The following is an 11863-nucleotide window of genomic DNA, read 5'->3' on the forward strand; positions in this document are numbered from 1 at the left end:
TCTCCCTTCAGGCCTGGCGGAAGCCCAGCACGTCCTGCATGTCATAGAGACCCGGGCGGCGATTGCGCACCCAGGCCGCGGCGGCCACGGCGCCCTTGGCGAACAGGGACCGGTCGATGGCCGAATGGCTGAGGGTCAGCACCTCGTCGTCCGAGGCAAAGATCACCGAATGCTCGCCGATGATCCCGCCGGCCCGCAGCGCGGCAAAGCCGATCTCGCCCTCGGCACGGGGTTCGCCCACGCCGTTGCGCGGCGCGGCCCGCACATCGTCCAGCTCGACATTGCGGCCGCTGGCGGCGGCCTCGCCCAGCATCAGGGCCGTGCCCGACGGGGCGTCGACCTTCCGGCGATGATGGGATTCCAGCACCTCGATGTCCCAGTCGCGCGCGTCCAGCCGCTGGGCCGCATGCTCGACCAGTCCGATCAGGATGTTGACGCCCAGCGAAAAATTGCCGCTGCGGACGATGGCCACCTTGTCGGCGGCCGCCTCGATGCGGGCCTCTTCCTCGGGCGACAGGCCGGTCGAACCGATCACCAGCGCGGGGCCACCGGCCTCGGCGCAGCGCTCGGCCAGTTCGACCGAGGCCTCGGGCGTGGAGAAATCGATGATGACGTCGCACAGCGACAGGTCGGGCGCCTCGCCCCGGTCGAACCGGGCGGCGACCACCACATCCTTGCGCGCGTCCAGAACCTGGCTGACCGCCCGTCCCATCCGCCCGCGCGCGCCGGAAATCCCGGCGTGGAACAGGGCGTTCACGCGGCGGACTCCCGCGAGGACGGGCCCGGCCCGTCACCGTCTCCGCCCAGAATATCGGCCCAGAAGCGCTTGGCCTTGCCGGCAAAGCTGGAGTTGCGCGGGTTCTGGTCCTCGCCGAACGACTGGGCCAGCTCCTGCATCAGCTCCTTCTGGCGGGGCGTCAGGTCCGACGGCGTCTCGACGAACAGTTCAACCACCAGATCCCCGCGGGCCTTGCCGTTCAGGTGCGGCATGCCCTTGCCCTTGATGCGGATGGTCTTGCCGGTCTGGGCGCCGGCCGGCACCTGTACGGGGGCCTTGCAGCGGCCGTCACAGGCCTCGGAGACCAGACAGGGGGCGTCGATCGCCCCGCCCAGTGCCGCCACCGTCATCGGCACCGGCACGGTCACCAGCAGGTCCAGATTGTCCCGCTCGAACAGTTCATGCGGCGTGACCGAGATGAAGACATAGAGGTCGCCGCGCGGTCCGCCGCGCAGGCCGACATCGCCCTCGCCGGTCAGGCGGATGCGCGAGCCGTCGTCGACGCCCGCCGGCACCTTGAGCGACAGGGTCCGCGAGCGGCGCACCTGACCCTGGCCACGACAGGTGCCACAGGCCTCGGCCACGCGCTTGCCCGCCCCGCCACAGTGGGGACAGGTGCGTTCGACCTGGAAGAAGCCGTTGGCCTGGCGCACACGTCCCGCGCCCTGACAGGTCGAGCAGGTGACCGGCTGGGTCCCGGGCCTGGCGCCGGACCCTTCGCAGGTGTCGCAGGTGGCGGTGGTCGGGAACGAGATTTCGACGTCGGTGCCGCGATAGGCGTCCTCGAGGGCGATCTCGAGGTCATAGCGCAGGTCCGAGCCCCGGCGGGGGCCACCGCTGGTCCGCCCGCGACCGCCGAACACATCGCCAAAGGCGTCGCCGAACACCTGTTCGAAGATGTCGTTCACATCGGCAAAGCCCGCGCCGCCGCGACCGAACGGCCCCTGGCCGCCGCCGTCGTTGACGCCGTCGTGGCCGAACCGGTCATAGGCGGCCCGCTTCTGGTCGTCCGACAGCACGGCATAGGCCTCGGACACTTCCTTGAAGCGGGTCGCCGACTCCTCGCAGCCCCCGTTGCGGTCCGGGTGATGCTGCATGGCCAGCTTGCGATAGGCTGCCTTCAATCCGGCGGCGTCGATCGTACGCTCGACCCCCAGGATCTCGTAATAGTCACGCTGCGCCATCAGGCCGTGGTCCTCATTATCCCGTTTCGATCCAGTCGCGCCTCTTGGCCGGGCGCTGACCGGAAACCGATCCTGCGACAGACATGGGGCTCTGGTCGCATGATGCAAGTTTTATGAAACGGCCCCGCCTGCCGTCTGACAAGCGGGGCCGCAAGGTTCAGACCTTCCCCCGGTCGGGGAAGGGGACGTCAGTCGGCCTTCTTGTCAGCCTCGTCGCCCGAGACTTCCTCGAATTCGGCATCGACCACGCCGTCATCGGCCGGAGCCGCCGCGTCGTCGCCACCGGCCTCGCCGCCCTGCTGGGCCGCGTACATGGCCTCGCCCAGCTTCATCGACGCCTGGGCCAGGGCCGTGGTCTTGGCGCGCAGGTCCTCGGCGCTGGCAGTCTCGCGGGCGGCCTTCAGCTCATCCAGAGCGGACTGGATGGCGGCCTTGTCGGCCTCGGCCACCTTGTCGCCGTGCTCGGACAGGGCCTTCTCGGTCGAGTGGATCAGGCTGTCGGCCGAATTCTGGGCCTCGACCTTTTCCTTGCGCTCCTTGTCGGCCGCGGCATTGGCCTCGGCTTCCTTGACCATCTTGTCGATGTCGTCATCCGACAGACCGCCATTGGCCTGGATGCGGATCGACTGTTCCTTGTTGGTCGCCTTGTCCTTGGCCGAGACGTGCACGATGCCGTTGGCGTCGATGTCGAACGTCACCTCGACCTGCGGCATGCCGCGCGGGGCCGGCGGAATACCCATCAGGTCGAACTGGCCCAGCAGTTTGTTGTCCGCCGCCATCGGCCGCTCGCCCTGGAACACCCGGATGGTCACGGCCGACTGGTTGTCCTCGGCGGTCGAGAAGGTCTGGCTCTTCTTGGTCGGGATGGTGGTGTTGCGCTCGATCAGCGGGGTGAAGACACCACCCAGGGTTTCGATGCCCAGGGTCAGCGGCGTCACGTCCAGCAGCAGCACATCCTTGACGTCGCCTTGCAGCACGCCCGCCTGGACGGCGGCGCCCAGCGCCACGACCTCATCGGGGTTGACCCCCTTGTGCGGCTCCTTGCCGAAGAATTTCTTCACGGCTTCCTGGACCATGGGCATGCGGGTCATGCCGCCCACCAGAACCACTTCGTCGATGTCCGCCGCCTTCAGGCCGGCATCCTTCAGCGCCTTCTCGCACGGGGCGATGGTGCGCTGGACCAGATCCTCGACCAGGGCTTCCAGCTTCGAGCGGCTGAGCTTGATGTTCAGGTGCAGCGGGCCCGACGCATTCATGGTGATGAAGGGCAGGTTGACCTCGTACTGGCTGGTCGAGGACAGCTCCTTCTTGGCCTTTTCGGCCTCTTCCTTCAGGCGCTGCAGGGCCAGCTTGTCCTGGCGAAGGTCGACGCCCTGCTCCTTCTTGAACTCGTCGGCCAGGTAGTCGACCAGACGCAGGTCGAAGTCCTCACCGCCGAGGAAGGTGTCGCCATTGGTCGACTTCACCTCGAACACGCCGTCGCCGATCTCGAGGATCGAGACGTCGAAGGTGCCGCCGCCCAGGTCGTAGACCGCGATCTTCTGGCCGTCGTTCTTCTCGAGACCATAGGCGAGCGCCGCCGCCGTCGGCTCGTTGATGATGCGCAACACCTCGAGGCCGGCGATCTTGCCCGCATCCTTGGTCGCCTGACGCTGGCTGTCGTTGAAATAGGCCGGGACGGTGATGACCGCCTTGTCGACCTTCTCGCCCAGATAGGCCTCGGCCGCTTCCTTCATCTTCTGAAGGGTGAAGGCCGACACCTGCTGGGGCGAATAATCCTTGCCGTGGGCGCGCACCCAGGCGTCGCCGTTCGGGCCCTTGACGATCTCATAGGGCACCATGCCCTTGTCCTTGGCCACCACCGGATCATCGAAGTTGCGGCCGATCAGGCGCTTGATGGCGAAGAAGGTGTTGGCCGGATTGGTCACGGCCTGACGACGTGCGGGCTGGCCGACCAGCACCTCGCCGCCGTCCTGGATCGCCACAACCGACGGGGTGGTGCGGTTGCCCTCGGCGTTTTCGATCACCTTCGGGTTCTTGCCGTCCATGACGGCGACGCACGAGTTGGTGGTACCGAGGTCGATGCCGATGATCTTGCTCATGGGCTTTCTGTCTACTCCTGTTCGGCGGGTGGTTCCGGGCCTCGGCTGAGCGCCCCTGTCAACCACCCCCGTGGGGTTGGGCCGGACAACGCGCACGGGCTGTGGCGCGACCGACGGATGTGGATCGGGACAAATCCCCAGAAGGACAAGGGGCTTTGAACCGGCTGATGCCGATATGGGAAGCGCGGGGTCACCCGCAAGCCCCTTTCTGCGGATCGTGCCGCCAAGGGGAGGCCTCGATAGTCAGGGTCCGTCAGGTGCCCCCGCCCGCGCTGGACGGCAGTATGGAGACAACCTAGACAGGTCGTGTCGTCCGGAAATCCCCGTTTCCGGCCCCATACTGATGCAGGGACAGTGCCCTCATGAACCGCTTCTTCCGTCGCCTCCCCCTGCGACAGGCCCGCATGGCCGGCCTTTTGGCCCTGATCGCCTCCCTCGCGGCGGCGCCGGCCCTGGGGTGGGCCCAGTCGGGCGAACCGTCGCGCGGCACCCGGGGCGCCCAGCCCTCGAACGACGGCCAGAACCGCCGGGTCCGGGTTCACAACCAGACCGGCTGGACCATCATCAGCCTGTATGCCGCCGATCCGGCCCGCGCCGACTGGCGGGGGGACCTGCTGGTGCCCGAAGTGCTGGCCACGGGCGACAGCGCCGTGATCGACATCGATAACGGGGCGGGCACCTGCGTCTATGTGATCCGGGCCGAGTTCTCGAACGGCGAGCGGCTGGAGCGGGTCGGCGTCAACGTCTGCCGCATCGCGGACTATTATTTCACCCGCTGACCCGGGCGGCTGAGCCGATCGTGACTGGACGTCCCGGGGCGCAGGGCGCAGGCTCGCTCCCTGACCTTGAGGAGACCGTCCGATGCGACTGACCCGCCCCGAAGGCCCCGCCGATCAGGATTTCCGTTTCAGTCGCCGGGCGCTGGCGACGGGCGGGCTGGCCGGGCTGATGTTCGCGGGCTATGCGCCGGCGGCCCTGGCCCAGGACGCCACGCCGATCGTCACCGACAGCGAGGGCCTGGTCACCGAAACCATCCATTATGAGGCCCAGGACGGCTTCGACCTGCCGGCCTATGTGGCGCGGCCCGAGGGCGATGGCCCGTTTCCGGTGGTGATCGTCGCCTCCGAGATCTTCGGGGTCCACGACTATATCCGCGACATCTGCCGACGGCTGGCCAAGGCGGGCTATGCGGCCATGGCGCCGGCCTTCTTCGTGCGGGTCGAGGACCCGGCACCGCTCACCGACTTCTCCCGCATCCAGCAGATCGTGGGACAGGCGGGCTATGAACAGGTGATGGGCGACATCTCGGCGGGACTGGAATGGCTGTCGCGCCAGCTGTGGGCCCGGGCAGACAAGGTCGGCATCACCGGCTTCTGCTGGGGCGGCAAGGTGGTCTGGCAGGCCTGCGCCCGCTTTGCTGTGATCGATGCCGGGGTCGCCTGGTACGGCCGGCTGGCCCCGCCCGCCGACGCCACGCCCGATCAGATCGCCGGCGGCCAGCCCTGGCCCGTCGATCTGGCGGCCGATCTCAAGGCGCCGGTGCTCGGCCTTTATGGCCAGCTGGACCGGGGCATTCCGCTGGAAAGCGTCGAGCTCATGCGACAGGCCCTGCAAAGGGCCGGCCGCACGGACAGCCGGATCGACGTCTATGACGGCGCCCAGCACGGATTCCACGCTGACTACCGCGCCAGCTACAAGGCGGACGCGGCGGCCGACGGCTGGCAAAAACTGCTCGACCTGTTCGAGGCCCGCCTCAAGTCCTGACGGGTCAGGCCTTGGAGTCGTGGGCGCCACCGGTGGGGCTGGCCGGCCCCTCATAGGCATGGGCCGCTTCCGATGGCGTGGGTCCGGCGTGGGCGCCCGATCCCTTGGCCGCGACGACCACCATGGCCGGGCGTACCGTGCGTCCGAACAGGGCGTAGCCGGCCTGCAGGGTCTGGATGACCGCTCCGCCTGCCACCGTGTCCGACGGTTGCTCCATCATGGCCTGATGCAGGTGCGGGTCGAAGGCCTCGCCGGCCTCGGGGGCCACGCGCACCAGATTGTTGCTGGCAAAGGCGGACAGCAGCGACTTCTGCGTCAGTTCCAGCCCCGTGACCAGACCGGCGGCGGCGCCGTCGGCATCCTTGGGGGCCGCCTGGAGGGCGCGCTCGAGGTTGTCGGCCACGCCCAGCAGGTCGCGCGCAAAGCGCTGGATGGCATAGGCCCGGGCGTCGTTGTTCTGGGTCTCGGCCCGGCGCTTGATGTTCTCGACCTCGGCCACGGCGCGCAGGGCGCGATCCTTCCACTGGTCGCGCTCGTCGATGATGACGTCGAGGTTGTCCATGCCCACCCCTGTATGGGCGGGATCGGCGTTCAGCCCGGCCTCGGCGTCGGCCTCATCGGCCGGATCGATGCCGTTCAGGTCGTCGAATTCGTCGGTCTCGGGGTCGTGCGGTGTGTCGTTCAAGGCTCTTGTCCGTCAAACAGTCGGGTCAGTACGCGGGCGGTGTAGTCCACCAACGGAATGATCCTGGCATAGTTCAGCCGGGTGGGACCGATCACGCCGACCGCGCCCAGCACCCTCTGGCGTCCCGTCATATAGGGCGCCGCGATCACAGAGGAACCCGAAAGTGAAAACAGTCGTGTCTCGGCCCCGATGAAGATGCGCACCCCCTGGGCGTCGGCGACCCCGTCCAGAAGGCCGATCAGCTGTTCCTTCTGTTCCAGATCGTCGAACAGCACCCGCACCCGGTCCAGATCCTCCAGGGCCTCGCGGTCCTGCAACAGATTGGCCCGGCCCCGCACGATCAGCGAGCGCTCGCCGGCGGCCCCGGACCATGCGGCCATGCCGTCCTCGACCAGCCGGGCGGCCGCCGCATCCAGCGCCTGACGCGCCGATTTCAGCTCCTCGCCCATTTCGCCGCGCGCCTCGGTGAGCGACCGCCCCTTCAGCCGGGCATTCAGGAAGTTGGAGGCCTCCTGCAGGGTCGACGGCGTCATGCCGGGGCCCATCGGCATCAGCCGGTTCTCGACCTGCCCGTCCTCGGCCACCAGAATGGCCAGCGCCTGGTCATGGCCCAGCGCCACGAATTCGACGTGCTTGACGCCGGTGTCGCGCACAGGACTGGCGACGATCCCGGCGCCCCCGGCCAGTCCGGAGAGCAGGGCGGACGCCTCGTTCAGCGCCTGGTCGAAATCCAGCCGACCGCCGGGCCGCCCCAGCCCCGCCAGCCGCGCATCGATCTCGCGCCGTTCTTCCGAGCCGACGTCGCCGATCTCCAGCAGGCCGTCGACGAACAGCCGCAGGCCCGCATGGGTCGGCACCCGTCCGGACGAGGTGTGCGGCGAGGCCAGCAGCCCCGCCAGCGTCAGGTCCTGCATGGTGTTGCGGATCGATGCCGGCGACAGGGCGATGGGCCCGCGTGACAGGGTGCGCGAGCCTACGGGCTCGCCGGTCTCCAGATAGGTCTCGACGATGCTGCGGAAGATGTCGCGCGCCCGGGCGTCGAGAGTCGTCAGTCCAACAGAATGGTGGAGAATGGGAGCGAGGCTGGAGTCTGACACGGCACAACTGTCTTTTTCGGCGGCATGAGCCTCAAGCGGGTCTCGACGCCCCCCCCCTTGGCTCAGCTCTTTCCATCAGGATTGTCGCGCTTGTAGGAGTCGCGCGCCTGTTTGAGGATATCCTTTATGATGTCCTTCTGCGACAGTTCCTCGTCCAGCGCAGCCTTGAGGTCTTCTGCGCTGACCGAACGGCCGCCATTCTGCATCTCGACGATCTTCGCAAGGGCGTTCATGTATACGATGCCTGACGCGAGCGTTATGGCATAGCTTACGCCTGCTGTGAGAGCGGCTCCTCCGATCGAACCGATGCCCGGAATAAACCTCAAGGCCGTGCCGACAAGCAGCACCCCGATAGCCGCACCCCCGATATTGGTGAGGACTCCGACAGCGAGGCTCTTGATCACGTTCTGACTAAAAGGCACGCCGACCTCGTCATTGAGGCGAAGATACATCGTCCAGATGTTGCCTGCCCCGGCCACGATATTGACGCCTGGAACGGGGACCAGCGCCGTACCTACAGCGATCCCCGAATGCAACTTCACGATGTTTGCGACGGACTCCGGAAGATTCTCGTCAGTCGCCTTGTTGACCGCCAGAGCCAGACGCACAGCGGCGCTGAGCAGGGCCTTTTCACTCATGTCCTTCCCTCCAATGACCGACCTTCGACTAACGTGTAGGCTGTCTGGTGTATCGGCGTCATCTGAAATTTCAGGCTGGTGCAAGGTTAAATTGGGGACAGACACAAGCGCCCGGGCTAAGCACCCCCGCGACCCCATCCAAGACGCAAAAGAGATCGCATGCGCCCCTCCGACCGCACACCCGAACAGCTTCGCCCCGTCACGCTCGAAACCGGCGTCAACCGCTATGCCGAGGGGTCCTGCCTCGTGGCGTTCGGCAATACCCGCGTGCTGGTCACCGCCTCGGTCGAGGAACACCTGCCGCCGTGGCTGCGCGGCAAGGGGCAAGGCTGGGTCACGGCGGAATACGGCATGCTGCCGCGCGCCACCCACACCCGCGGCCGGCGCGAGGCCGCCTCGGGCAAGCAGTCGGGCCGCACCCAGGAAATCCAGCGCCTGATCGGCCGCAGCCTGCGGGCCGTGGTGGACCTCAAGGCCCTGGGCGAGCGTCAGGTGACCCTCGACTGCGACGTCATCCAGGCCGACGGTGGCACCCGAACGGCCGCCATCACCGGCGCCTGGGTCGCCCTGGCCTCGGCGCTCGACTATCTGCGGGCCGAGGGCGTGCTGAAGACCGATCCCCTGACCGATCAGGTCGCGGCCGTGTCGTGCGGCGTGTTCAACGACGTTCCGGTTCTCGACCTCGACTATGAGGAGGACTCGAGCGCCGAGGCGGATTCCAACTTCGTCCTGACCGGCTCGGGCAGCATCGTTGAAATCCAGGCGACCGGCGAGAAGCGCGGCTTCAGCCGGGCCGAGTTCGACCGGCTGTTCGCCCTGGCCCATTCGGGCTGCGAGACCCTTTTCGAGCTTCAGCGGCAGGCCGTCGGGCGCTGAGCGGCCCCAGGTCCGACACGTCGCGCACACTGGCCCGAACGGGAATGATGGGGCGCTGACCGGGTGAGGGCTCGGGCAGGCGCGCCCGGTCCAGAACCGCCTCCAGCGTCCGTGCCAGCCGTTCCAGCCGGTCCTTGCGCATGGGCTTTCGCCCGTTGGCATCGGTCACATAGAAGGCGTCGACCGCCCGTTCGCCGAAGCTGGCCACGTGCGCCGACCGCAGCGACAGGCCCTCGGCGGCGATGGCGGCGGCCAGCTCGGCCAGCAGGCCGGGCCGGTCGGCGCCCGACACCTCAATCACCACGGCGTGGCTGACGGCCTCCCGGTCGATCATCACCACCGGCCGCACGTCAAAGGCCGCGCGCCGGGCGCTGACCGAGGGCAGGACGGTCTCGCCTTCCGGCACATCGGGGGTGCCCTCGGGCACGGCGCGGGCGGCGGCCTCCAGCGACCGCACCAGCCGCTCCAGCCGCCGGGGCTCGGCCTGGCCATAGGGCAGACCCGCCCCGTCCTGGACCTCGAAGACGTCCAGCGCCAGACCCTCGGGTGCCGTGGCGACCCGGGCGCCCACAATGTCGGCCCCGGCCCGGGCCAGCGCCTGGGCCAGCGCCGCGAACAGGCCCGGCCGGTCGGTAGCCGCCACGGCCACACGGGTCGTCGGCCGGCCCACCGCCTTCAGCTGGCGCTCGGCCGAGGGGTCGGTGTCCCAGTCGACCATGACGTCGGCGGCCGCGCCGCTCTCGCGCGCCCGTGCGACCAGTTCAGGATGGGCCTCCAGCGGGTCGGGCTCGTCGACCGTCTCGCCCTTGAACAGCGCCAGCACCCGTCGATACAGGTCGCGCAGCAGCTGGCCCTTCCAGTTGTTCCAGACCCCGGGCCCCACGGCGCGGATGTCGGCCGCCGTCAGCACCAGCAGCATCCGCAACCGCTCGGGATCCCCCATCAGGTCGGCGCAGGCGCGAACCGTGTCGGGGTCGGTCACATCGCGCTTCTGCGCATAGTCGGACAGGGCCAGGTGGTGCCGCACCAGCCAGGTGACCAGTTCGATCCGGCGGCTGTCGACGCCCAGCCGCTCGCACGCCCGCCGGGCCGCGATCGCCCCGTCCTCCAGCTGGCCGCGATCGCCGCCCTTGCCGACATCGTGCAGCAGCATGGCCAGCATCAGCACTTCCGGGTCGGTGATCCGGTGGATGATCTCCGACGCCAGCGGATGGTCGTCCTTCAGCTTGCCGCGCTTGATGTCATTGATGATGCCGACGGCCTGCAGGGTGTGCTCGTCGACCGTATAGGCGTGGTACATGTTGAACTGGGTCTGGCCGACGATCCGCCCCCATTCCGGCAGGAAGCGCCCCAGAAGCCCTGTCTCGTTCATGATGCCGAGCACCCGGTAGGGGCGCTTGCCGTTTGCCAGAATGGTCAGGAAGGCGCGGCTGGCCTCCGGATCGCGACGCAGGCGTGGCGTGATGCGCGGCAGCGACCGGGTGACGGCGGCAAAGGCATCGGGGTGCAGGTCCAGATCCAGCCGGTCCGCCTCGACGAACAGGGTCAGCAGCCGCACGGGGTCCTCGTCGAACACCTCCGGCCCGGTCACGCTCAGACGGCCCCGGTCGATCAGGAAGCCGGGCGTGTCCAGCGGCTTGCCCCGGCCGGACCACAGGCGCGACAGGCCCCGCACCAGCCCCCCGGCCTTCTTCTGTTCGCGCGCCTCCAGCTGGGCGCTCATGGCCCGGGTCAGGGCGCCTACGTCCCTCGCCACAAGGAAGTAGCGTCGCATGAAGCGCTCGACCGCCGGCTCGTCGCCCCGGCCGCGCCAGCCCATCCGCCGCGCCACCTCGGGCTGCAGGTCAAAGGTCAGGGCCTCGACCGGCCGGTCGGTGATCCGGTGCATGTGGATGCGCACCTGCCACAGGAAATCAAAGGCCTCGGCAAACAGCCGCCGCTCGCGCCGGGTCAGCAGGTCCTCCAGCGCCGCCTCTCCGAGCGGGCTGTCGGGCGCCAGTCCCCGGGCGATCCAGAACAGGCAGTTGAGGTCGCGCAAGCCCCCCTTGCCGTCCTTGACGTTCGGTTCGACCCGGTAGCGGATCGCCCCGACCTTCTGGTGGCGGGTCTCGCGCTCGGCCAGTTTGGCGGCGATGAAGGGGCGGGGATCTGCCTTTGACACCTGCTGGCGAAAGCGGGTCAGGAAGGCCTCGGCCAGATCAACGTCTCCGGCGAGGGGGCGGGCCTCCAGCAGGGCGGTGCGCACCGTCATATCGGCCTTGCCGACCGACAGGGCCTCATCCATCGACCGCGAGGTACTGCCGATCTTCAGCCCCAGATCCCACAGCACGTAGAGGACGAATTCGGTCACCTGTTCGGTGCGGGACGTCGATTTCCACGGCCGGAGGAACATCAGGTCCAGGTCGGAATGGGGCGCCAGCACCCCGCGCCCGTAGCCCCCGACCGCCAGCAGGGCGAGGCGCTGGGCGTCGGTCGGATTGGGAGCGGGGAACAGGTGCTCGGTGGTCACCCACCACAGGGCCTGGACCATCTGGTCCGCCGCCCGGGCATAGAGGCGCGCCACATCCACCCCGCCCGCGCCCTGCGCCAGACGCTGCGCCGCCCGCGCCCGCCCGGCCGAGAGCAGTTCAGAGAGCACGGGGGCCATAGCCGCGCGAGGGTTGGCGGCGTCGGCCGCAGCCTCGAGCGCCGCCGCAGTCGCGTCATCCAGATCGGCGGGCGGGGCCTCGAACGGCATGG

The 11863-nt window shown here is 68.6% G+C and carries 10 protein-coding genes; 3 read left to right on the forward strand and 7 right to left on the reverse strand.

Annotated features, from left to right (window positions below):
- Positions 1-7: 7 nt before the first annotated feature.
- The 3 genes from dapB to dnaK all read right to left on the reverse strand — a co-directional run bounded on the left by dapB (position 8) and on the right by dnaK (position 4064).
- On the reverse strand, positions 8-757 hold the full coding sequence (dapB, locus tag J7346_RS06090; RefSeq protein WP_348521461.1) for a 4-hydroxy-tetrahydrodipicolinate reductase: 750 nt from the start codon (positions 755-757) through the stop codon (positions 8-10).
- A complete protein-coding gene (gene dnaJ, locus J7346_RS06095) occupies positions 754-1962 on the reverse strand; it encodes a molecular chaperone DnaJ (RefSeq protein ID WP_209118795.1) in 1209 nt (402 codons plus the stop codon). Before dnaJ ends, dapB begins: the two co-directional genes overlap by 4 nt.
- A 188-nt stretch (positions 1963-2150) precedes the next feature.
- Complete coding sequence (gene dnaK, locus J7346_RS06100) at positions 2151-4064, reverse strand: molecular chaperone DnaK (RefSeq protein ID WP_209118797.1); 1914 nt, start codon at positions 4062-4064, stop codon at positions 2151-2153.
- A 362-nt stretch (positions 4065-4426) separates the two neighbouring features.
- Here dnaK and J7346_RS06105 point away from each other — a divergent pair, with 362 nt between their 5' ends.
- Entirely contained in the window at positions 4427-4843 is a 417-nt protein-coding gene (locus J7346_RS06105; RefSeq protein ID WP_209118799.1) for a hypothetical protein, read from the forward strand.
- An 82-nt stretch (positions 4844-4925) separates the two neighbouring features.
- Entirely contained in the window at positions 4926-5828 is a 903-nt protein-coding gene (locus tag J7346_RS06110; protein ID WP_209118801.1) for a dienelactone hydrolase family protein, read from the forward strand.
- A gap of 4 nt (positions 5829-5832) precedes the next feature.
- On the opposite strand, the gene grpE is transcribed toward J7346_RS06110, so the two are convergent.
- The 3 genes from grpE to J7346_RS06125 form a co-directional block, all read right to left on the reverse strand.
- The gene (grpE, locus tag J7346_RS06115; RefSeq protein ID WP_280636469.1) at positions 5833-6513 is read right to left on the reverse strand and encodes a nucleotide exchange factor GrpE; all 681 of its coding nucleotides are present in this window, start codon (positions 6511-6513) and stop codon (positions 5833-5835) included.
- On the reverse strand, positions 6510-7610 hold the full coding sequence (gene hrcA / locus J7346_RS06120; RefSeq protein ID WP_209118803.1) for a heat-inducible transcriptional repressor HrcA: 1101 nt from the start codon (positions 7608-7610) through the stop codon (positions 6510-6512). The genes grpE and hrcA overlap by 4 nt, the downstream gene beginning before the upstream one ends.
- A 62-nt stretch (positions 7611-7672) precedes the next feature.
- On the reverse strand, positions 7673-8248 hold the full coding sequence (locus J7346_RS06125) for a hypothetical protein (protein WP_209118805.1): 576 nt from the start codon (positions 8246-8248) through the stop codon (positions 7673-7675).
- Positions 8249-8407: 159 nt separating this feature from the next.
- Between J7346_RS06125 and rph the strand changes: the two genes are divergently transcribed.
- Positions 8408-9124: a ribonuclease PH gene (rph, locus tag J7346_RS06130; protein WP_209118807.1), complete on the forward strand. Its 717-nt coding sequence runs from the start codon at positions 8408-8410 to the stop codon at positions 9122-9124.
- Here rph and glnD read toward each other — a convergent pair.
- Entirely contained in the window at positions 9033-11861 is a 2829-nt protein-coding gene (glnD, locus tag J7346_RS06135) for a [protein-PII] uridylyltransferase (RefSeq protein ID WP_209118809.1), read from the reverse strand. The two genes, rph and glnD, sit on opposite strands and share 92 nt — an antisense overlap.
- Between the last annotated feature and the right edge of the window lie 2 nt (positions 11862-11863).

Source organism: Brevundimonas sp. A19_0, from assembly GCF_017744255.1.
Taxonomy (GTDB): Bacteria; Pseudomonadota; Alphaproteobacteria; order Caulobacterales; family Caulobacteraceae; genus Brevundimonas.